The organism is Flavobacterium sp., from assembly GCF_017744675.1.
In the GTDB taxonomy this organism is placed as follows: Bacteria; Bacteroidota; Bacteroidia; order Flavobacteriales; family Flavobacteriaceae; genus Flavobacterium.
Genome location: NZ_JAGIAV010000006.1, coordinates 152,209 through 176,104 on the forward strand (window position 1 = coordinate 152,209; position 23,896 = coordinate 176,104).

General features: G+C 33.9%; 18 protein-coding genes. 14 read left to right on the top strand and 4 right to left on the bottom strand.

All coding sequences use genetic code 11. The annotated features are described in order from the left end of the window. The first annotated feature begins 5 nt into the window (after positions 1-5). From J7574_RS19500 to J7574_RS19535, 8 genes are all read left to right on the top strand, one after another. Positions 6-1,679 (top strand): RagB/SusD family nutrient uptake outer membrane protein, encoded by a 1,674-nt coding sequence (locus J7574_RS19500; RefSeq protein ID WP_290972605.1) that lies wholly within the window; start codon positions 6-8, stop codon positions 1,677-1,679. 101 nt (positions 1,680-1,780) lie between these two features. Then, positions 1,781-2,719 carry an alpha/beta hydrolase gene (locus tag J7574_RS19505; RefSeq protein ID WP_290972608.1) on the top strand — a complete coding sequence of 313 codons (939 nt, stop codon included), beginning with the start codon at positions 1,781-1,783 and terminating at the stop codon, positions 2,717-2,719. A 12-nt stretch (positions 2,720-2,731) separates the two neighbouring features. Then, entirely contained in the window at positions 2,732-3,697 is a 966-nt protein-coding gene (locus J7574_RS19510) for a DUF4861 family protein (RefSeq protein ID WP_290972610.1), read from the top strand. 85 nt (positions 3,698-3,782) lie between these two features. After that, complete coding sequence (locus J7574_RS19515) at positions 3,783-5,009, top strand: glycoside hydrolase family 88 protein (RefSeq protein ID WP_290972613.1); 1,227 nt, start codon at positions 3,783-3,785, stop codon at positions 5,007-5,009. A gap of 167 nt (positions 5,010-5,176) precedes the next feature. Further along, positions 5,177-6,766 carry a glycoside hydrolase 43 family protein gene (locus J7574_RS19520; RefSeq protein WP_290972616.1) on the top strand — a complete coding sequence of 530 codons (1,590 nt, stop codon included), beginning with the start codon at positions 5,177-5,179 and terminating at the stop codon, positions 6,764-6,766. A gap of 309 nt (positions 6,767-7,075) precedes the next feature. Beyond that, complete coding sequence (gene pelA / locus J7574_RS19525) at positions 7,076-9,073, top strand: pectate lyase (protein ID WP_290972619.1); 1,998 nt, start codon at positions 7,076-7,078, stop codon at positions 9,071-9,073. A gap of 102 nt (positions 9,074-9,175) precedes the next feature. Beyond that, positions 9,176-10,525, top strand: a complete 1,350-nt coding sequence (locus J7574_RS19530; protein WP_290972621.1) for a glycoside hydrolase family 28 protein — start codon at positions 9,176-9,178, stop codon at positions 10,523-10,525. Between the two features lie 354 nt (positions 10,526-10,879). Further along, positions 10,880-11,623, top strand: coding sequence for a rhamnogalacturonan acetylesterase (locus J7574_RS19535; RefSeq protein WP_290972624.1), 744 nt, complete (start codon positions 10,880-10,882; stop codon positions 11,621-11,623). Between the two features lie 340 nt (positions 11,624-11,963). Here J7574_RS19535 and J7574_RS19540 read toward each other — a convergent pair whose 3' ends face one another. Then, the gene (locus tag J7574_RS19540; RefSeq protein ID WP_290972627.1) at positions 11,964-13,214 is read right to left on the bottom strand and encodes a gliding motility-associated C-terminal domain-containing protein; all 1,251 of its coding nucleotides are present in this window, start codon (positions 13,212-13,214) and stop codon (positions 11,964-11,966) included. A 29-nt stretch (positions 13,215-13,243) separates the two neighbouring features. Continuing rightward, the gene (locus tag J7574_RS19545; protein WP_290972629.1) at positions 13,244-15,499 is read right to left on the bottom strand and encodes an ATP-binding protein; all 2,256 of its coding nucleotides are present in this window, start codon (positions 15,497-15,499) and stop codon (positions 13,244-13,246) included. A 328-nt stretch (positions 15,500-15,827) separates the two neighbouring features. On the opposite strand from J7574_RS19545, the gene J7574_RS19550 reads away from it, so the two are divergent. From J7574_RS19550 to J7574_RS19565, 4 genes are all read left to right on the top strand, one after another. Next, positions 15,828-16,370 carry a hypothetical protein gene (locus J7574_RS19550; protein ID WP_290972632.1) on the top strand — a complete coding sequence of 181 codons (543 nt, stop codon included), beginning with the start codon at positions 15,828-15,830 and terminating at the stop codon, positions 16,368-16,370. A 92-nt stretch (positions 16,371-16,462) separates the two neighbouring features. After that, positions 16,463-16,897, top strand: coding sequence for a hypothetical protein (locus J7574_RS19555; protein ID WP_290972634.1), 435 nt, complete (start codon positions 16,463-16,465; stop codon positions 16,895-16,897). 193 nt (positions 16,898-17,090) lie between these two features. Then, positions 17,091-18,380, top strand: coding sequence for a DUF4861 family protein (locus J7574_RS19560; protein ID WP_290972635.1), 1,290 nt, complete (start codon positions 17,091-17,093; stop codon positions 18,378-18,380). Positions 18,381-18,804: 424 nt separating this feature from the next. Next, positions 18,805-18,981: a histone H1 gene (locus J7574_RS19565; protein ID WP_008467640.1), complete on the top strand. Its 177-nt coding sequence runs from the start codon at positions 18,805-18,807 to the stop codon at positions 18,979-18,981. A 162-nt stretch (positions 18,982-19,143) separates the two neighbouring features. On the opposite strand, the gene J7574_RS19570 is transcribed toward J7574_RS19565, so the two are convergent. Then, the gene (locus J7574_RS19570; RefSeq protein ID WP_290972641.1) at positions 19,144-19,899 is read right to left on the bottom strand and encodes a response regulator transcription factor; all 756 of its coding nucleotides are present in this window, start codon (positions 19,897-19,899) and stop codon (positions 19,144-19,146) included. 218 nt (positions 19,900-20,117) lie between these two features. Between J7574_RS19570 and J7574_RS19575 the strand changes: the two genes are divergently transcribed. Further along, complete coding sequence (locus tag J7574_RS19575) at positions 20,118-21,299, top strand: serine hydrolase (protein ID WP_290972643.1); 1,182 nt, start codon at positions 20,118-20,120, stop codon at positions 21,297-21,299. 99 nt (positions 21,300-21,398) lie between these two features. On the opposite strand, the gene J7574_RS19580 is transcribed toward J7574_RS19575, so the two are convergent. Beyond that, positions 21,399-22,439 (bottom strand): GntR family transcriptional regulator, encoded by a 1,041-nt coding sequence (locus tag J7574_RS19580; protein ID WP_290973122.1) that lies wholly within the window; start codon positions 22,437-22,439, stop codon positions 21,399-21,401. A gap of 386 nt (positions 22,440-22,825) precedes the next feature. Between J7574_RS19580 and rhaT the strand changes: the two genes are divergently transcribed. Continuing rightward, positions 22,826-23,875 (top strand): L-rhamnose/proton symporter RhaT, encoded by a 1,050-nt coding sequence (gene rhaT, locus J7574_RS19585; RefSeq protein WP_290972645.1) that lies wholly within the window; start codon positions 22,826-22,828, stop codon positions 23,873-23,875. Positions 23,876-23,896: the final 21 nt, after the last annotated feature.

Below are 23,896 nucleotides of genomic sequence, written 5' to 3' on the forward strand. Positions count from 1 at the left end.
ATCAAATGAAAAAAATCATAATAATGTTAGGAATGATTGTTACAAGCTTAAGTTCTTGTAGCAATTATATTGAGGAGGAAAGTTTATCAAACGTACCTGCAGACGAAACTTATAAAACAGCATCTGGATTTCAGTTATTAATAAATACCAATTATGCTTGGCTTAAAAGCATTTACGGAGGAAATCCGTGGCTTTTTGAAGCAGGAACCGATATGTATGCCGAAGGAAGAACTCCAGAACCAGCTGGTTTGAGCCAATATTCGCTATTGATCCCGACATCAGATAACGTAGCCGATTTGTACCGACCTTGCTATCAGCTCATTCAATCGGTTAATAAAGCAATTTACTATTCGAAAGTCACAGAACAAACAGCTAATTTAAATACATTATTGGGGGAAGCAAGATTTTTAAGAGCTCAAGCTTATTTTCTATTAGTGCAAACTTATGGAGGCGTTCCAATTGTAGACGAGAATATTACCACTCCAGTTTTATCTTTTACAAGAAACAGTGCCGAAGAAGTGTATACGCAAATTATTGCAGATTTAGATTTTGCTTTAGCTAATGTTGGCACAGGAGCATATGCAACAAATGGAAAAGTAAACAAAAGAGCCGTAAACGATCTTTTGGCAAAAGTGTACTTAACAAGAGGTTATGAAACTTTTGCAAAACCAGACGATTTTTCAAAAGCAGCAGCTTACGCAGATGCAGCAATTGGTGGTCAGACTTTAGCATTGGCATTCGATCAATTATTTAAACCTGGAAATGATTTAAACGCAGAAACTATTTTTTCTGTTCAGTACGATAAGGCTTCAACAAGTACAAGTCCTACAACATTAGGAAACAATCAGTTTTACTATTTCAGTTCTTACTTAGGAGGTGCAGAAACAGGAGCGCCATTAAGAAGCTACAATTTATGTCCTACAGATTATGCTTTAGCTTTATACGATAAGGGCGATGCAAGATGGAATGCTACTTTTATGACAGAAATTTTAGAAGGGCCTGAAACTACAAACGGAGTTACAAAAACTATATTATATTATCCGTATTACAGAAGTTCAAATCCGGCTTCGTTAAAAGTGAGACATTTCTACGAACCAAAATGGTTTACGCCTGCAGATAAAACAGCTTGGATGACTGCAAACGCTTCTAGATTATCTTCTACATTTGTTTATCATCCTTGGGGAGAGTATTCTGCAGCTCACACCCTAATTAAAAACTTAGACTGTTACACTATTCCAGTTAAGAAATTTGACGATCCGGATCCAACTACACCATCAAGTACAGGACCTGTAAGCACAAGAGATATTATCGTAGCGAGATTAGGAGAAACCTATTTAATTGCTGCAGAAGCGTATTTAAAAGCAGGACAGCCTTCAATAGGATTAGACCGTTTAAACGAAGTGAGAAGAAGAGCTGGTGTTGCCAATGCGACTTTAGCTCAATTTAATATCGACTATATCTTAGACGAAAGAGGACGCGAACTATTAGGAGAATACAAACGCTGGTTCGACTTAAAACGTACAGGAACATTAGTAGCGAGAGCTTCGGCTTATAATTATAAAATTAAAGAAGCAAATTTTGTAGGTGTTGATGGTAAACTTAAAATTTTAAGACCAATTCCGCAATCTGCTTTAGATTTAAATCAGAATAAAGATTTCCCTCAAAATCCTGGCTATTAGTTAGTGGGTTAGTTTTTTGAGAACTATGTTTTTTGAAGTTGTTAAAAAGGGGTTTGACTATAAGTCGAACTCCTTTCTTAACTAAAAAGTAAAGAATAGAAATGCAAAAATTGAAATTAATCTTAGTGTTGTTTTTTAATGTTCTTGTGATGCAAAGTCAGCAATACAAGGTCGATACTTCGTATACTATCAAAAGCACTTACACTAAATTAATTAAGAAATATCCGTTTATCACAATTCCAGAAATAAAGGCAAATTCAGAGGTTAAAGAAACATTCGATCTAGTTTACAATCAAGATCAGGATCGTGTTTTGCATTTTGATGCATTTGTCAATACCAAAAAGAAAAAAAATCCTGCCGTAATTATGATTCATGGCGGAGGATGGAGATCAGGGAATAAAAGCCAGATGCAGTTTATAGGAAAAGAAATTGCAGCAAAAGGCTATTCTTGTTTTGCAATAGAATACAGATTATCATTAGAAGCAAAATATCCAACAGGAGTTATTGACGTAAAGAATGCCATAAAATTTATAAAAGACAATGCGGCAAAGTTTAATGTAGATCCAAACAAAATTGCGGTTCTAGGCTGTTCTTCGGGAGGGCAAATGGCAGCTTTGATTGGTACAACAAATAACAATCCGCTTTTTGAAGATAAAAGTTTTAAAAGCCGTTCTACTTCAAAAGTCCATGCGATAATAGATGTAGATGGTGTTTTGGCATTCAAACATCCAGAATCTTCAGAAGGAGATATGGCCGCATTTTGGTTAGGAGGAAAATCAGATGAAATTCCTGAAAATTGGAAAAATGCTTCGGCGTTGAGCCATACAGATCAAAATACGCCGCCAGTGTTATATATCTGCAGCAGCATTCCGAGATTTCATGCAGGACGAGACGATATGATTGCGATTTTGAATAATTATAAAATCTATAATGAAGTGCAGACTATTCCAGATTCGCCACACTCATTTTGGTTTTACAATCCTTGGTTTACACAAACAATCTCGTACAGCGTACGATTTTTAGATAAAATTTTTAAATAAATTAGAATAATAATGAAAGCAAAAATCACCACAGCAATTTTATTTTTCGCAGGTTTAGCCACTGTAAATGCACAAAAATATGATATTAAAAAAAATAAAACTTACGCCGAAATATCTGCAAAAACAGACGGAAAATGGGAAGGAAGAAAATATAAAGGCGGTACAGTTTTTAAAAATGTGGACCGATTAAAGCTGGCTCCAGAACATACCGATCACTCTTTTGACATTCGTTACGAGGGCCCAGGATGGGAGAATAACAGAATTGGCTACCGTTTGTATTTAGACTGGAGAAATGCGATTGATATCTTCGGAAAAAAGACTTCAGAAAATATTTTGCCAATCGTAGGGCAAGACGGATTCGATTCGTACCACAACATGAGCGATTGGGGAGCTGATATTTTGAAAGCGGGTAAAGGAATCGGAATTGGTTCTATCGACCGTTATTTAAACAACGAAAAATTACACTTCCGCGAAGTAGATTCGACAATTGCGACAGTGGCTAACAAAGCAAATGAATCGACGGTAAAAGTAAATTATTACGGATGGAAAACCGCTTCTGATAAAATTGATCTTGTTTCAGAATTAACGATTAAACCAGATCAATTATACACGCAGCATACCATTAAAGCATCGCAAGCAATACAAGGAATTTGTACGGGAATTGTAAAACAAAAAACGGCTGAATTGCTTAAAAAGGAAAGCAAAAATAAAAAATGGGCTTACTTGGCCACTTATGGAGAGCAATCTTTGGTGCCAGACAAGTTAGGAATGGCAATTTTTTATGAAATTAGTACTATCGAAAATAGTGCAGATACAGATCTAGATTATCTCTTAGTTTTTAAACCAACTACAAAAGCGGTGACTTTTTATCTTTTAGGCGCTTGGGAACAAGAAGTAAACGGAATTAAAACAAAAGAAGAGTTTACGAAATATTTAGACAAACAATTGGATGTGTTAAATAAAAAAGGCAAAATGTAAATTGATTTTGTCACAAATTATAAGACTTAAAAGATTTAAAAGATTTAAAAGATTTAAAAATAGTAGAATTTAAATATTTGTTGAAATGAAAAGTAGTATAAAGCAAAGTTATTTGATGTCGGTTTTAATGGCTTGCGTTTTGACCATTACAAGTTGTAAAGTAACCTCGCAAGAGCCAGCAAAAAAAGATATTGTAATTGGAAAAAACCTGAAATGGTCTGATAAAATGGCCTTAACCTTGATGAAACGCCATCCAGAAGCCTATATGATCGACGATGCTAAAAAGCCAAAGTGGGATTATGTTCATGCTTTAGTATTGCACTCTATCGAAGAACTGTACAAAAAAAATCCAGCCCCAAGATACAAAGCCTATATAAGGGGGTATGTAGATAATTTGGTTCAGGCTGACGGAAGCATTAATACGTATGAATTTGACAAATACAATATTGATTTAGTATTGCCGGGCCGTTTGCTTTTTGATGTTTATGCCACTTCAAAAGAAGACAAATATTTAAAAGCACTGCAATTAATTCGTAAGCAGTTGGCAGAACAGCCAAGAACACAAAGCGGCGGATTCTGGCACAAACAAATCTATCCAAATCAGATGTGGTTGGATGGCTTGTATATGGGAGAGCCATTCTATGCCCAATACACAGCTACATTTGAAAACGGAAAAAGCTTTGATGATATCGCAAAACAGTTTGAAATCATTCAATTAAAAGCTACAGATCCAAAAACAGGATTATTGTACCACGGATGGGACGAAAGCAAACAGATGCCTTGGGCAAACAAAGAAACAGGAAACTCGCCAAACTTCTGGTCTAGATCTTTAGGATGGTACGTAATGGCTTTGGTTGATGTTTTAGATTACATGCCGAAAGAGCATACAAAAAGAAAAGAGTTGATAAAGTATTTAAACAACGCTTCTGAGGCTATCCTGAAATTTCAAGATAAATCATCTGGTTTGTGGTATCAGGTTACAGACAAAGGTGGTGAAAAAGACAATTATTTAGAAGCTTCAGGTTCGGCTATGTTTGCGTATGCTTATGCAAAAGGAGCAAACAAAGGCTATTTGCCAGCCAAATTTAAAAAAGCAGCCAACAAAGCTTTTGACGGATTAACGACAATTTTGATCAAAAAAGTGGATGAAGATGGCGGAATCACTTTGACAAACTGCTGTCAAGTAGCCGGTTTAGGAGGAACTCCTTACCGTGACGGATCGTATGAATATTACGTAAACGAAAGAAAAAAAGACAACGATCCTAAAGCAACAGGACCATTTATTTTGGCAGCTGTAGAATTGAATAGATAATTGTTAATGGTTGATAGTTGATTGTTGATTGTTAATTGTTGATGGTTTGTCTTCCTGAGCGAAGTCGAAGGACTGCGCCAAAATTCTGAAAAAGCAAACATTAAGCTTACAAACCCGGCAGGTTTTAAAAACCTGTCTGGTTTTACTAAAAAGTAATAATTTCAAAAATGAAAAACATAAAAATCATCCTATTTCTGTTGCCTATTTTTTGTTTTCAGAAGAATACCGCACAAGTCTGGACATCAGATAATGGAGACGGAACTTATACCAATCCGATTCTTCATGCGGATTATTCAGATCCAGATGTTGTTCGCGTAGGCGATGATTATTATATGACAGCTTCTTCTTTTAACTGCATTCCGGGGCTTCCTATTTTGCATTCTAAAGATTTGGTAAACTGGAAAATTATTGGTCATGCTTTGGTAAAACAGCCGCCGTTTGAAACTTATGATAGTGTACAGCATGGAAATGGAGTTTGGGCACCAAGTATTACCTATCATAAAAACGAATTTTACATCTACTATCCCGATCCCGATTTTGGAATTTATATGATTAAAACTAAAAAAGCAGAAGGACCATGGTCTGAACCGCTTTTGGTAAAAGCAGGAAAAGGCTTGATTGATCCAAGTCCGCTTTGGGATACCGATGGTAAAGCATACTTAACTCATGCTTTTGCAGGAAGCCGAGCGCAGATTAAAAGTCTTTTAGTTGTCTGCACGATGAATCCAGAAGGAACCGTTGTCAATAACGATGAAGTAATGGTAATTGACGGACATAAAGGCGAAGAAACAATTGAAGGCCCGAAATTCTACAAACGAAATGGCTATTATTATATTTTTGCTCCTGCAGGCGGTGTTCCAACAGGTTGGCAGACGGTTTTAAGATCGAAAAATGTTTTCGGACCTTACGAAAAAAAGAAGGTGCTAGAACAAGGTTCGACCGCTATAAATGGTCCGCATCAAGGTGCTTGGGTAACGACTCAGACGGGCGAAGATTGGTTTTTTCATTTTCAAGACAAAGGCGCTTACGGGCGAATTGTACATCTGCAACCTATGAAATGGGTAAATGACTGGCCAGTAATGGGCGAAGATTTTGATAAAAACGGAATTGGCGAACCTATTACAACGTATAAGAAACCAAATGTTGGCAAAAAATATCCAATAGAAACTCCAGCAGAATCTGATGAGTTTAATGAGCCAAAATTAGGTTTGCAATGGCAATGGCAGGCAAACAGACAAATCAATTGGGGATTTCCAACCAGTTTAGGTTATCTGAATTTGTTTTGCAATACCACTTCTCAGAATATCTTTAATGCTCCAAATTTAGTATTGCAAAAATTTCCAGCAGAAGAATTTACAGCGACAACAAAACTGACTTTCAATTCGAGATTAAATAAAGAATCTACAGGTTTAATTGTAATGGGATTGGATTATAGTTTGCTGAATTTTAAAAATAATGGCGGGAAATTGTACTTAAGTCAGAAAACAGGAACGTTTGACAAAACGGTTTCGGAAACAGAAACTACTCCAATAGCAGTAGAAAGCAACACGATTTACTTGAGAGTACAAATAAGCAAAGGCGGAATGTGCAGTTTCTTTTACAGTCTTGACGATAAAAATTATCAAAAAGTTGGAAATGATTTTAAAGCTAAAGAGGGAAAATGGATTGGTGCTAAAGTTGGACTTTTCGCTTTAGGCGAAGAAGTGAAAAATGATTCTGGGAATGTTGAAGTAGATTGGTTTAGGGTTACAAAGTGACAAAGTGACAAAGTTGCAAAGTGAAATGTAAAATGTGAAATGTAAAATGTGAAATGTAAATGTGAAATGTAAATGTGAAATGTAAATGTGAAAAATATTGTAAAAAGTTTTTTTGACTTTTACTAAAAAACGGCTTTCATAATTTGATTCTATCAAGCGAAATAAAAAAAGTAATATCAAAATACATTTGCTAAGAAAAAGATGTTTTAAATAGGTGTTTAAATGATTTTTCTTACAATTTGTAAAAAAATAGGCTTGTTTTTCGCTTTTGAAAGTGGAGAATAAGGAAGCATTAAAACAAATAAAAAAATGGTGCAGTTAAAAAAAATAGCTTTTATCCTTCTTGTATTTTCAAGTATTGGACTTCATGCGCAAACTTCGTATAAAAAATGGTCTGAAATTATCAGAAAAAGCGATGCTTCTTGGTTTGCTTCGGCGGAAGCTAAAAAAATAGCAGAAAATGTACTATTGTACCAAAGAGATATTGGAGGTTGGCCAAAGAATATCCAGATGCAGGATGAACTGACCGAAAAGCAGAAAAAAGATTTAATTGCGCTCAAAAAAACAGCTGCAGAAACCACAACAGACAACGGAGCGACTTGTCAGGAAATGCTTTTTATGTCGAGAATGTATGCGCAGGTCAAGGACGAACGCTACGCAGCATCTTTCTTAAAAGGATTGAATTACCTTTTGGAAGCGCAATATTCCAATGGAGGTTGGCCACAGTTTTACCCGTTAAAAAAAGGATATTACACCCATATTACCTACAATGACGATTCGATGGTAAACATTATGAATGTTATAAAAGCTGTTGCAGACCAGACAGATTACTATAGCATAAAACCTTCGGCAGAAATGGTTGAAAAATGCAAAAAAGCATTTAATAAAGGAATTGATTGCATTTTAAAAACACAATATAAGCAAAACGGAGTTTTAACTGCATGGTGCGCACAGCATGATGAAGTTACACTTGCTCCTGCAAATGCGAGAGCTTTTGAACTCGCTTCTTTAAGTGGTTACGAATCGGCAAAAATTACATTGCTTCTAATGTCAATTGATAAACCTTCACCCGAAATTGTGACGGCTGTTAAAAGTGCTGCAACATGGTTTGAAAAAACTAAAATCACCAATTTAGAAGAGAAAAGAGTTCTAAACGAAGCTGGAAAAGTGGTAGACAAAAAGATGATTCCTGCCGTAAATGCAAAACCAATTTGGGCAAGATTTATGGATTTAGAAACCAACGAACCTTTCTTTTGTGATCGTGATGGAATCAAAAAGAAATCTTTAGATCAGATTGGTTCAGAGAGAAGAAATGGGTATTCTTGGTACTCAGATGCGCCTGAAGAAGTTTTAAAAAAATACCCTGATTGGGCAGTAAAAAACGGAACTAAAGTAGGAGCAGCAGAAAAGAAAAATGTAAACTATATTACAGTAGCGCAAGACGGCTCTGGAGATTATACCAAGATACAAGATGCCATTTATGCAACGCCTGCATTTCCGTATGAGAAGGTGACCATTTATGTTAAAAATGGAATTTATAACGAAAAAGTCCGAATTCCAGAGTGGAATACCAATGTAGTTTTGCAAGGTGAAAGCAAAGAAAAAACGATTATTACTTACGATGATAATTTCTCTAAAATTGGTTTAGGAAGAAACAGTACTTTTTATACCTACACACTTTTGGTGGAAGGAGACGATTTTGCAGCATCAAATCTGACCATCAAAAACACTTCTGGCGAAAACGGACAAGCAATTGCATTATCGGTAGTGGCAAATCGTGTCAAGATTTCCAATTGCAATCTTTTAGGCAATCAAGATACTTTGTATTTATCTGGAAAAGATGCCAAACAATATTTTAAAGATTGTTATATAGAAGGAACAACCGATTTTATTTTTGGTGGAGCAACTGCCTTATTCGAAAACTGTACCATTCACAGCATAAAAAGTTCATACATCACGGCCGCTTCAACGCCTGAAGGAACACCTTTCGGATTTGTTTTTAAAAATTGTAAACTCACTGCAAATCCAGATGCAAAAGACGTTTATTTAGGAAGACCGTGGCGCATTTATGCTAAATCCGTTTTTATGGACTGCGAAATGGGAAAACAGATTAAACCAGAAGGTTGGGAAAACTGGTCGAAACCAGAAGCAGAAAAAAAAACTTTTTATGCCGAGTATAATTGCAGTGGAGAAGGATTTCAGCCTTCGAAAAGAGTAAAATGGTCGCATCAATTAAGCAAAAAAGAAGCAGTACAATATTCAATCGAAAATATCCTTAAAGACAAGATTGCAAATTGGTATTTTTGATAAGGGACTAAGGTTCTTAGGGACTAAGATGCTAAGCTTCTATACTAAACCTAAAATACCACACAGTCTCGTCTCAAAAGAAAACCTCAGAACCTAAAAAAAATGAAATACCTCTTCATAATATTCCTTTCATGGGCTTCATTTGCACAGAATAGCGATTTTCCTTCTGCTAGAGTCGATTCTATTGTAAAACGAATTCAGCTCCCTGTAATTCCTAAATATCAAATCAATATATTAAAATTAGGAGCAAAAGGTGATTCTATTACCGACAACAAAAAGGTTTTTGATAAAGCGATGGCATTGTGTAAAAAGAACAATGGCGGAACGATTATAGTACCAAAAGGAATCTATAAAACCAACGGACCAATTCATTTTGTGAGCAATGTAAACCTGAAAATAGAAAAAGAAGCCAAAATTAAATTCAGCGACAATCCGAAAGATTATCTGCCAATGGTTTTAACAAGTTGGGAAGGAACAATGTTGTATAATTATAGTCCGCTTATTTATGCGAATAACTGTACCAATATTGCCATTTCGGGTGAAGGAACTATTGATGGAGAAGGGGGAAAGACTTGGAAAACCTTTAAAGCAAAAGAAAACGAAGGCAAAAACCGAAGCCGTGAAATGAATCATAACAACATTCCATTAGACGAAAGAAAATTTGGAGAAGGTTATTTCTTAAGACCGCAAATGATTCAGTTTTTAAGCTGTAAAAATATATTAGTAGAAAATATCAGAATAGAAAACTCGCCATTTTGGTGTCTGCACCTTTTAAAATCAGAAAGCATAACGGTTCGTGGAGTAAGCTATAAGTCGCTCAATCACAATAATGACGGCATCGATCCAGAATATGCAAAAGACGTTCTAATTGAAAATGTCACTTTCGATAACGGAGACGATAATGTAGCTATAAAAGCAGGAAGAGATCATGAGGGAAGATCCAATACAGCGACTCCAAGTCAGAACATTGTCATCAGAAATTGTAATTTTAAAGGTCTGCATGGCGTTGTAATAGGCAGTGAAATGTCGGCAGGCGTACAAAATGTATTTGTAGAAAACTGCAAAACAGTAGGCTATCTAAAACGTGGTATATATTTAAAAACCAATGCAGATCGAGGCGGATATATCAAAAATATATTTGTGAGAAACATTCAGTTAGATGAAGTCGAAGATTGCCTATACATCACAGCCAATTACCACGGAGAAGGCAAAGGCTTTCAATCGGATATATCAAATGTACATTTTTCGGATATTAGTTGTAATAAAGCATCAGAATCTGGAATCGTAATTCAAGGATTTCCAGACAAAAAAATCAGAAACATAACATTAAAAAACATAGAAATCAAACAAGCAAAAAATGCTCTATCTAACGAAAACGCAGAAAACGTGCTAATGACGGATGTTTTTATAGGACAAAAAGCGAGTGTGCCTACAGCGGTATCGAAGCACTAGAATTTACCGCAAAGCACGCAAAGTTTTTTTTTAAAGTAAAATGCCCATAGAAAACGCAAAGGACGCAAAGCTGTATGTACAAATATTTGCCGTGGAGGCACACTGCGTAACAGGTTCTGAGGTTCTAAGATGCTAAGGTTCTAAGGTTTTTAGGAACAAAGGGACAAAGCTTTTTTGCCAAAGATTTGCCGTAGAGACGCACTGCAGTGCGTCTAACACAAAGAATATCCACAAAGCTTAGCGCTCTTACGTCAAAGAATTAAAAAAAGAAAAACTTAGCGCTCTTTGCGTAGCCTTTGCGCACTTTGCGGTTAAAAAAATAAACTTTGCGGTTAAAAAAAACGAAAAAAAAAAATGAAAAAATACATTCTTCTAGCACTATTAATCAGCACAGCGGCAGTAGCCCAAAAAACAACCCTATACTGCATTGGTGATTCTACAATGGCAAACAAAAAAGATCCAGATAAAAATCCGGAACATGGATGGGCACAAGTTTTACAGCCTTTTTTTACCAATAATGTAACGGTAGTGAACAAAGCCGTAAACGGCCGAAGCACTAGAAGCTTTATAGCAGAAAAACGCTGGGATTCTATTTACACTAAACTTAAAAAAGGAGATTACGTTTTTATAGAATTCGGACATAATGACGCTAAAATAGAAGACCCAAGCCGATACACAAATCCGCACACTGCTTACAGATACAACCTGATAAAGTTTGTAAAAGAAAGCAGAGCAAAAGGAGCTATTCCCGTTTTGCTGACTTCGATTTCGAGGCGTAACTTTAATGAAAAAGGAGTTTTAGTGCCAACACATGGTAATTATCCATTAGAAACCCGTTTGGTGGCACAAGAATTAAATGTGCCTTTTATAGATTTGGAGTATTACACCGAATTGCTAGAGCAGTCATATGGACCAGAAAAATCAAAAGAACTGCATTTGCATTTCAAAGCAGGAGAAAATCCTTATTATGATAAAGATAAAGCAGACGATACACATTTATCTTTATTAGGAGCAACTAGCATTGCCAAGATTGTAGTCAATCAAATAAAAGAATCGAATGAGCCTTCTTTAAAAACGCTGCAAAAAGAAATCAAATAAGCAAATGTCTTAAGTTGATAGTATAAAACCCTTTTAGGGATATGTACAACTACTATATGCCATACATTTGCCGAAGATAATTCTCTTAAATATTACTTGGTTGTTAATGTTTAAGGAATTGTAATAGATAATTCATCTTTAGAAAAGAGAAAACTCCAGTTTTCTCTTTTTTTCTTGTAAAAACCCTTTTTGCCCACATAAATTTGTAGTTGGATAAAGAATCCCTATTTTATTGAGTTCTTATTTTGAGATTTGATTCAATGAAAAAAGGGATTCTCATCCAGACACACGCAGATTATCTTTTAGAAAACTGTTTGATGGCATAAAAAAGAATGAAGTTTTAATTATCCCTAGAAATGTACAAATACCCACTTTTCTCAATTGTTTCATTATCTTTTTTATATTTCAAAATGTAGAAATAAGTCCCACTCGGCAAACCGGCATTTCTATTCACTGTAGTTCTGCCATCAGAGTATCCTTTAAACATGACATCACTTTCATTATAAGAATCGGCCTCATAAACCTTAACTCCCCAACGATTATAGATCTCCACTCTGTTATCAGGATAATTGTCAATTCCTTTAATATGAAAACTGTCATTTATGCCGTCTCCGTTTGGTGAAATTGCATTGTAAATTATTAAATCACCCGTTGGCACATTATTTTGTTTTTCTACTATAGCAATTGTAAATATACCATAGCCACTAACTTGAGTAGTTACTATTTTGGTATAGTCGGCTCCATTTAATAGATCAGTTGTAGAGCCTTTTTCATTTATCCATTTTGCTGTACTATCGTCCCAACGTACGATGCCAAGCGTTGTATTTTCAGTTTCCTGAAAAAACAGTGGAGGAGTTGTATTGGTATCTAAAGTAAGAGTTAGAACTATTTTTTCGGTTCCTTTATTTTGACTGAGGTTCCAATATTCTTTTTCATCAATAATTAAAATGCCAGTTTCTTTACTGGTATAAGGATGTTGCGGTCCCGCATTTTTTAGAAAATATTGCGTGGTATAAGCATTTTGTATGTCGGCAGCCTTTTCATGTAAGGATGGTCTGAAATAAAGATCATCACCAATAGGAAATTCAAATTGTAGGTTTCCTAAGTTTTCTACCTTTCCGTCAACAAAACTAAGATTACTGGCATCAGTATGAAAAGCATTTTCTTCAAAAACCATTTTGCCGTTAAAGCTTTCGGCATCAATTATTCCTTTTTTGAATGCAGAATTTTTCCCGATATTAATGATAGTTGCCAGATGAAAAGGAACGGTTGACGAAATGTTATCGAAAACGACATTTTGAAAGTGAGCAGTTTGAGTTCCATTTATTAACTGAATTTGTTTTCCAGAAAAAAAAGTTGTGCCATTTGTAGTATTGGTATAGGTTATTAATCCATCGTTTTTGAAATTGGCGTAGGCGTAAAAATTCCCGTCCTGTAAAAGATCTCCGTTTATAGTATTTTCAAAATCAGATAAAGTTGAAAACTGTGTGTTGGGTGCAACAGTTAATTCGCCAATATTCACGGTTTGAGAAGCTAATTTGTTTATCAAAAAGATTAGCAATACAATCGATATTAAATTTTTCTTAGCCATATTTTTTAAATTAAACGTAGGTTAGCTTTTTACGGAATCACATAACTAGAGTCTGTATTATTTTGAACATATTGAATTGCCCAAGCGATTGTATTGGCATAAAAAATACTATTATAAACAGTTGTACTTGAAGTATAAGCTTTTGATAATGGTAATCCTGTTGCTGAAATTTTAGCAGGGTAAATTGTTGTTGAGGTATCGGTAGAATTACCAGCTACCATTCCGCCATCTCCACAAAACAGATAACCTAAAGTGTTATGCCTGAATGTACTTATTCGAGAGGTGTTGCCGCTTATTGTGGCTAAACTCACGATATTTGAGATTGTAGGAACATAATAAGAATTATTGTTATCGCCACCTATACTTAATCCTTGAATGTTTCCAAATGGGCCATTTAAAATTGGATCGGCAATATTGGCAAGAGGGTTTATGTATGTGGCACCAGAACTATTAATGTCGGAGGCAGTCAAAGCGCTACCGCAAATAGAATTTATTAGTGTTGCTAAGCCAGTATTTCCATTTTCCTGAGCCTGAATTAATACTCCTTTTTTGTTTTTAACAAAATCGCTTAATATAGTCAAGGTTGTGGCATCATTAGTATTATAGTTATAACCGATGTAAATGATATCAATATTATTTGAATTGATAAGATTTTTTAAACTTGTGCCGGTATTATAAGCCCCATTAATAATAGTTATTCCTTGTACTTGTACAGTACCTGTAGGGCCAAAATTTGCTGCGGAAGCTAATATTGCTCTTCCCGCTTGTGAAGTGCTTGCCGTAGCTGGTTGATAGAGATTTTCACCAAGCCCTAGAAGTTTCATAGTTCTAAAAGCAAACACTATGCTTTTATTGCAGGCAGTGCTTCCATTTGTGCTGTTGGCAGTAATGGCATAGGAGAATGTTCCACCACTTGTTGGTGTACCTGTTGCAGTAAGAATTACATTTTGAGATCCTGTTGAGGCAAATGTCCCGTTTCCAGAAAAGCTTATGCCGTTTACAGAATTGGTTGAAATATTATATGCGCCAACATAGGTCACATTAACAGGAATGGTCATCGTATTTGAAGCTGTCATTGCAGTTCCAGGCGCATAGGTTCCGCTGGTAGTTATTCCCGCACAGTTTGTAGTATAAGATACAGGCTGTGCAGCGATCGTTATGTTTAGTGAACAAGTTGCTGCAGCACCTGGAGCTCCAGTCACTGGGATTCGGATTGTAAAAATCGATCCGTTAGGAAAATTATCTTGGAGCGTAATTTCTCCATTATGATTTTTAACGATGCCATGAACTACGCTCAAACCAAGTCCGCAACCATAATTGACGGGTTTGGTTGAGAAAAAAGGCTCAAATATTTTTTGCTTTATAGAATCTGGAATTCCAGTTCCGCTGTCCTCGATTTTTAGATATAAATTACTTTCGTCGTTATCTACAATTATTTTGATAGTGCTTTTTTCTGGCGAAGCATAAATTGCATTTATAAGCAGATTGAAAAGAACCTGAGTAATTTGAACAGAATCTATTTTAGCTATAATATTTTCATCTTTGAAGACTAGTTCATGTCGGATTGATTTTTTTTGAAAATTGGATTTTAAAAATGACAAAGCAAAAATGATGATAGGTTTTAACTTCTGTAATTCCAATTTCTGAGGCATTTCGCAAGAAAAGTACATGAGCTTTTTGACAATTTCTCGAGCATAAATAACCGAATTGATAACAATTGAAATATCAGCGTCTATTTCTGAATTTGAATTTTCTTCTTTAATAAGTTCAGCAAAGCCTAATATATTCCCTAGCGGAGTATTTAATTCATGTGCAATTCCAGCAGTCATTTCGCCAAGCAGAGATAGACGTTCTATACGCTCTATAGTTCGTCGTAAAGCGGCCTTTCTTTCTAAAATTTGATATTTGTCGACATAATTTCCTATTTCTATAGCAATAGTATCCAGAAGCTGTTGCTCATCGCTACTAAAGTCACTCAAATTGTATTTTGTTGCAGGATAATGCACTTTAATGTGGCCATAGTTGGTTTGGTTTACGATTATGGTGCTAGACTGAAAAACGGTTTTATCCATTTCTTCTGAAGTGGACAAATGGTAATCTTTAATATGAAGTTCAACCACGCAATCGGCACAATAACGCCATGCATTTTTTACGCTTACAATAATATCGTATAAGGTTTGAATATTTATAGAGCTGGATTTTGAGATAGTTTTAGAGATCTCATAAAGGCAAGAAAGTTCCTTAATTTTTTCTCTTAATTCTTCTTCTGTTGACTGTAAATTCATTGTAGGAAAATATTCTCAATAACTTAGATTAGTCGCAAAAATAGATAAATAATTTCGGCGAATAATTAAAACTTTTGTTAATGTTAACTATTTGAAAATAAAATAAATAAGTATTGGTTTTTGTGTCTTATACTGTTGTTTATTTGTCTTTTTGAAGCTTTTTTAATGATAATTTTTCATATAAAAAAAGGTAATTTTCTCTTTTAAAAAAACCTACAAAATAAAGTTTTTAAAAAGTCTTATTTTGATAGTTTAAAAGCTTAGAGGTCTTCTCTACTGGAAATCTTAAGAATAACTTTGTGTTACGATTAAAATCTGAAACAAAATCATGAATGCCACAAATTTTTCTTTAGAATTTCCGTTAAACCTTTCAGAAATAAGAAAGCTAAACAAAATGTACTTTAAACATTTATTTAGGCAGCGAATTGTTTTTATTTCAGTAGGGATTTTGCTTTCCGTCATTTTTTTTGATTTTACCAATAGTAATTTAGAAGATGATTTTTTTCTTTGGATAATAAGAAGCCTAGTTGTTGTTGTCTTTTTTATTATTATCGAAAATTCTTTTGTTGATGTGGTCTCAAAAGCGACATTTCAGTTAGCTAGGAAATTTTTAAGGTTTAAAAAATTAAACAATAGATATAAGTTTGTTTTTACGGGTTCTAAAGTCTGCATTAGATTTCCGTTAGGGAGATTAACTCATAAATGGACAACAATAGAAAAGGCAATTTTAACCAAGAACTTTTTATTCTTATACATAAAAGAGCAAAACAATTATATTATTTCGATTTCTAGAAAAGATTACGATCGCAGAAAAATGGAAGAACTTTTGAGATTTGTGGAACAGAATGTCACGCATATTATAAAAGTTTAAAGTTTACCTTATAATATCAGTTTTATGGCATTTTAAGGCTATTCCAGATTATTTGCCAATTTAACTTTGTAATGTTTCTAAAATTACGAGTTATGAAGAAGGAAAAAGTTTTGGTATTTGATAGTAAAGGGGCATTCTTAAAGATGTTTAAGAGAAGATATAAAGAAACATTCGATTTTATTGAAGATTCATTTTTTAATGAAACAGTAAAAGAAGCAGACCGCATAGTTTATGTAATACACAATCATAGCGAGTTGCTTAACTTTTTATCTCATGGCAAAAAAGGCTCAAATATTTTAGTTTGTTTGTTTAATACTCAGTTTTACAGAAGCCTTTCGTTTTTAGAAGTGACAAAAAATCTGATGCTTTTTGATGAGTCAAAAACAAGAACTGAAATTTTAAAAGAACTAAACACCTTTTTTAACAGTAGGTTGGAATTTAAAATAGAGAATAAATCTTTTAGAACTTCAAAAATTTCTCAAAAAAAATTTCAAGAGTATTACAAAGCTATGTACTTTTTAATGTAATATATTTTATTTTTTTATATTTTTTCGCAAGCACATTTTTAGCAGAAAATGTGGCTCCTTAAAAGCAGGATAAATGTTGTTCTTTATCCTGCTTTTTTATTGATGTTTTGGATAATGCTTTTTGAACAAAGTTCTTCTCTTAAAGTGTTATTATAACAATTAAAACACTTAAATTGTTCAGAAAAAATAAAAAATGAAAAAAAGAGTATCATTTTATCTTCCCATTACTTTAGTAGTCACTTTATTGGTAAGTTGCAAAGTTTCTCAGAATAAGTCAGAAAAAACGATTGTTTTAAAAAACAGCAGTTCTCTAGCGCTTTCGCAAAAGGCATTTTCTATAAAAAGAGAGAATATTGGCGAAAGCAATATAAAAGGAGATTTTCCGATTTTGCTGTTTAAAACAGATACAATTCCAGCACAGACAAATGATCTTAACGGTGACGGAAAATGGGACGAACTTTTTTTTACTGCCGATTTCCAGCCTAAAGAAGAGAAAATAGTGCAATTAAAATGGTCAAATACAGATCCTAAATTTACAGTAAAGACCAGTGTTCGTTTTGGGAAAAGAGAAGGAAAGAATCTTCCTGTTCATCCTGATACGCAAGAAATTTTAATGGCAGATCAAGTTCATAAAAAATTAGGTTACCAAAAATACCAAACTGATGGACCAACTTGGGAAAATGACAAAGTTGGCTTTAGACACTATTTGGACGGAAGAAATTCTAAGGATGTTTTTGGAAAGAAACTACCGGGCATAACTCCAGAAAATGTGGGTATAAATAGCAAAGGAGCAGTCGAAGATAACTATCATGTCATGTACGATTGGGGACGAGATATTTTTCCGGTTGGAAATTCTGTTGGGTTAGGAGGTTATGCTTTATTAATCGATAATAAAATAAATAGACTTGGAATTCTAGGAAACGACACGATCAATACTATTGAAAGGACGACTTTTAAGATTGTTGCAGAAGGTCCTGTAAATTCCGTTTTAAGTTACCACTACCAAAATTGGAATGCTTCTGGAAACCTTTATCAAGTGCAGGAAACTACTTCGATTTGGCCAGGAATGTATGGCTATAAAAATACAGTTTCGATAGATGGTATTAAAGGAAAAGAAACTTTTCTGGCTGCGATTTCTAATTTAAACAATAAGAATCCGCTTCAGGTTATTAAAGCTGGAGATTGGATTTGCTTGATTCAGCATGATTATCTGACTTATGAGCGCCAATGGATTTTAGGAACAGCAATTTTAGTTCCGGCAAACATATATCAAGGCTGCATTGAAGCTCCTAAAACAGGACAGCTGACCGATTCGTATTTGGCAAAATTAAAAGTAGATAACAAAAAAGAAATTAGCTATTATGCAATTGCAGCTTGGGAGTTGAGCGTAGATAAAGGTTTCAATGATTCGGCTTTTTTTACCAATTATGTGACCAATTTAGCCAAACAGCTTTCTGCGAAAGTTAAAGTCGAAATTAAATAGAAAATAGACGAATTCATAATTTAATAGACATAGAGAATTTAAATCAAGCGATTTTACTTTACAAGTTTCTCAATTCTGTGGTTAAAATTGAGGAGTTTTAAGCAAACTGCTGAGGATTTTTTCCTTTTTAGAACGTGGTTTTTCTGTCAGAAATTAACAAATAGAAGTACTTTCAGACAACATTAGAAAAAAAATAATAGTAGGCAAAACTTTTCTACAAAGCTTTAAAACAGGTGTGGTAAAAACACTTTTGTTAATAAGTGTTTGATTGTTAATGTATTGTGTTTGTTGGGGATTTTAAAAAAATAGAAGTCAATTTATTGTAAAGGAATTGAATGAAAAACTGCATTAAATTTAACAGCAAAATTGTTGTAACTATCACACAAACTTTTATTTTTGTGGCTTAATTTAACAATATATAAGCATGAAAGATTTATTAGTAAAAATCAACGCCGAAATTGAAACATTCAAAGCTGAAGCTGAATCTTTGACTGAGAAAGGAATTAAAGCTGCTGGACCAAGAGCACGTAAATCAACTTTAGAAATTGAAAAACTTTTAAAAGAGTTCAGAAAAGTTTCTATCGAAGAATCAAAAAAATAATACAACTAAACCCTGCTTTATAGCGGGGTTTTTTTATTTTACCAAAGTGCAAAGTACAAAGTACAAAGTACAAAGAATATAACTTATAAGAGCAAAGTTTAAGACAAAGAGAAAAAAACTTAGAACCTTAGCATCTTAGAATCTCAGCATCTTAAAAAAAAACTATATCCACTTCAATTTTGTAGCAATTGAGCAGGCTTCGGCCGTATTGCTAACTTTCATTTTCTCAAGAATATTTTGTCGATGTCGGCTAACAGTATTAACGCTAATAAATAGGAGAGATGCGATTTCTTTGCTTTGTTTGCCTGCTTGAAGCATTTTAAGAATTTCTTTTTCCCTTACCGAAAGAAAAAACTCATTCTCTTTTTCGTTTTGTTTAATAATATTTCCAGTTGCAGTATTTAGAATTGCACCTTCATATTGCTGTGCCAGAGAAAAATCAAAATTATAAAGGCAAAGCGCTAATTCTACATCTTGATAGTCATTTGAAAAATAAAACATTTTGTGCAGTAAAGATTTTGTAGCTGTTTTATCGTTCATTCTTAGTTTGCTAATGACACAAAAGTCTTTTCTGTCTTCTACTGGAATTGTTTTTATAAACTGAAAAAAATGAAGTTCTAAAAGATATTTCTGCAATACATCATCAGGATTTAATTTGCCAAAAAGTTCTTCTTCCCAAATACTTTCAATTTCTTGAATCTGATCTTTTTTAAAAATAGCAAGCTCATCTGCAATTTTGCCTGAGTATATATAGCTTTTATTGTTATATAAATCGCTTAGAACAGCAATGCCGTTTTCTAAATGGGCAAAATTTTGAGCAATTTCTTGGCATGTTTTTAAGACTTGCTTATTATTTAAGTTTCCCGAGTTTTTTTGCTCCAGAAGCTTTTTGCTCAAATCATCTTTTATGTCTTTCATAAAAATGGTTATTTATAAGTATTGTCTTGTGCTTTTATGGCGAATATATTTGTATGGTTATATGGACTGAAATATAATAAAAAATGGGATTTAAAATCATTATAAAATTCTTGATCATTTTACTTGACTTATTATCAAGCTGTTTTGCATAAAATGAATGCATAAAGAAGTTTGATAAAAGCAGGAGTAGCTTAATAATTGTTGAATAAACGTAAACTATGAAAAACCTACTTTTAATTATTTTTTTGATTAGTGCCATCTCTGCTCAAGGACAAAATTCTATTATAAAAAGGCTTGATGGAAGCACAATCTCGTCAGATAGTTTGACAAATGCAATCGAAAGTCTCATAAGTAAAGCAGATGTAAAAGGATTGGCTATAACGGTTTTTAATGCTAAAAAACCTGTTTACATGAAAACTTTTGGCTATAGCAATGTCGAAGCCAAGAAGAAGTTAGAATTGCAGACCAATCTTTATGGAGCTTCTTTAAGTAAAGCTGTTTTTGCAGTTTTGGTGATGAAATTGGTAGAAGAGGGTGTAATAAGTTTAGATAAACCGCTTCAAGATTATCTTCTTAAACCTATTTACGAATATGATTTTAAAGTCTGGCACGAAGATTTTAAAGAATTAAAGTCCTATCCAGAATATAAAAAAATTACGGCGAGAATGTGTTTAGACCACACTTCGGGATTACCTAATTGGCGCTGGTTTGAATCTGACGAAAAACTGAAGATTAAGTTCGAACCAGGAACAAGATACAGCTATTCTGGCGAAGGGTTAACTTACCTTCAGGTTGTGTTAGAAAAAATTACAGGCAAGACTTTGGAAGAAATGGCACAGGAAAAGATTTTCAGGCCACTTGGCATGACTGCGTCGAGTTATAAATGGCAGGAAAAATTTGAAAAAGATTTTGCTTACGGATATGATAATGACGGTAAGATTCAGGAAAAAGACAAAGATAATGCCCCAAGAGGAGCGGGAACACTAGAAACTACTATAGAAGATTATAGTAAGTTTATAACGGCAGTTTTGAACAAAAAAATACTAAGTGCTAAATCGTATAAAGAAATGTTTAGTCCGCAGATTCGTATTCGTTCTAAAAATCAATTTGGACCTGGAGCCTTAGAAGACGGAAATTGGAATGACAAAACCGAGCTTTCTTATGGTCTAGGTTGGGGATTGGTAAAAACACCTTATGGTTATGGTGCATTTAAAGAAGGTCAAGGCTCTGGATTTCAGCATTACGGAATTGTTTTCCAAGACAAGGGAATTGCAATGGTAATCATGTCAAATAGTTATCCAACAGGAAAAATAATTAAGTATTTACTGGAAACAGGAATAAAAGACACTTTCACGCCATGGGAATGGGATCAATATATTCCGTATGATAAAAACTTTTAAGCTTCTAAGATGCTAAGCTCCTAAGCTTCTAAGTTTGTTTACCTTAGTGTTCAGAAGCTTAAAAAACTTAGAACCTTAGCATCTTAGAACCTCAGAACCTTAGATAGAATTTCTATCAATAAAATTAAAAGGAACTTTTACCTGACCTCTTTCTTTATTCAAGATCATTCTCGCGGCGGTTTCTCCCATTACATTAAAATCGGTAGACATTACGGTAATGCCTAGCAAATCTTTTAAAGGAGTATCGTTGTATGAAATGACGCCAATATCTTTTCCTAAAACAAATTCTTCATCACGAATCTGCTTTACTAAATTCACCAAATCAGATTCTTCAATAGTAATAAATAAATCTCCTTTTTTAAGGATCATATCATCGTAAACTTCACTCAGAATTTCAAAATTGATTTCGTGTTCAACGCAGAATTTTCTGAATCCGTGTAGAATTCGTCTCGGATAAGGATAAACCGCTTTGTCTGGATAAACCAGAATCAAACGCTTGTATTTTGATATTTTAGAAAGGCCTTCAATTAGCGCATTATAAATATCATTTTCAAAATCCTGATAAATTTTGATTACATCATCACCAGTTCCTAATTTGATATTGTCTAAAACAACCAGCTTTTCTTGCGGGATATTTTTAATGGCATTTACAACATTATCCGTAAAACTTAAGTGCTTCAGTTCATCTGTTTTAAAATGTGTTGTGATAACATAATAATCGTAAGCTCCTTCAAACTTATCTAAGATATTTAAAAACAGCGTTTCGTCACAGTGGTAAATTTGAAGATCTACATGTGCATTGGCTCCCAAAGTATCAATAAACGAACTGTAGGTTTTCATTTTGTACGAACTCAGTTTGTTGGTTAAGAACAAAATATTAACCTTAGATTCTAGCTTAGTTCGGGTAATATAATACCCTTTTCCTCTAATAGAAGAAATGATTTTTCGCTCTTTTAAAATATTATACGCTTTTTCAACAGTATCGCGCGACATGTAGAACTCTTCGCTAAAACTGTTGATAGATGGAATTTTTTGATTGATTTTTAAATTTCCGTTGGCGATGTTCTGCAGAATAGAGTCAACAATTTGTTTGTATTTGGGAACTCGAGAATCTTCGTCTATTTTAATAAATTTAATCATGTTCATTGTGAGGAAATTTATCTCGCCCTTCAGCGAAACTCATTTTTAATCTAACTAACTAAAAAAATCTCTTCTGTATAAAAGAATCTGTTATACAGAATCATTTTAAGCACGAAAAAGAGAATTTGACAAGGCTTGTAATCTTTTTTTTATGATTTGCAAATTTTAACCCTAATGCAGAATCAATAATTACGAAATCGATTGCTAAAATAGCCATTTTAAATTTGTTTACCCAATAATTACAGGTCGTTATTTCTAATAATCTTTAGTTTTAACAAAAAATATAAAATATGTAAAGGATAGTACAGGACAGTTTTGTTTTTGACATTCTCTTATTTTACAAAACCAAATTACTATCTAACAAACCAAAAACTAAAATTTATTAAATGGAATCATTATTAGGAATCATTTTTCATTCTATCGGAGGATTTTCTTCGGGTAGTTTTTATATGCCTTTTAAGAAAGTGAAGGACTGGGCTTGGGAAAGCTACTGGCTCGTAGGAGGATTTTTCTCTTGGCTGATTGTGCCGCCAATTGCAGCTTACTTAACGATTCCAAATTTTACTGAAATTATTGCAGCAGCTTCTCCATCAATAAAAACCTTCACATTTACAATGGGGCTAATCTGGGGAATTGGCGGTTTGACCTATGGTCTGGGAGTTCGTTATTTAGGAATGTCTTTAGGGAATTCTATTACTTTAGGATTCTGCTCGGCATTTGGAGCTTTGGTTCCATCTATATATTATGATTTAGTTCCAACTGATGGGAAAATTTCATTCTCTCATATGCTTTCTAATCCTGGCGGACAGCTTGTTTTATTAGGAGTTGTAGTGTATCTGGTTGGAATTGCCATTTCTGGGAAAGCAGGAATGCTGAAAGAGAAAGATTTTGCAACTGGTCATGAAGATAAGGATAAAGACTTCAATCTGGTAAAAGGTTTGATTGTAGCGGTGATTTCAGGAATTTTAAGTTCGTTTTTTAATTATGGAATCGAAGCTGGAAAATCGATGGCAGAACATGCTGTAGTAAATGGTGCAAATCCGTTGTTTCAAAATAATGTGACTTATGTTGTCTTGTTATGGGGAGGACTTACAACCAATTTCATCTGGTGTCTTTATTTGAATTTTAAAAATAAATCAATTAAAAATTATACCGACAAATCTACGCCAATAACTAAAAACGTTTTGTTTTCTGCTCTTGCTGGAACCATGTGGTTTTTACAGTTTTTCTTTTATGGAATGGGAGAAAGCAAATTAGGAAATGGAGCCAGTTCGTGGATTCTGCACATGGCAACCATTATTCTAACAGCAAATTTTTGGGGATTTTACCTAAAAGAATGGACGGGAGTTTCTAAGAAAACATTAAGAACTTTTTTCTGGGGAATTGGGCTTATTATGCTAGCAATCATCTTGGTAGGAATTGGGAACTCATTATAAATAATTACAAGAAATAATCTA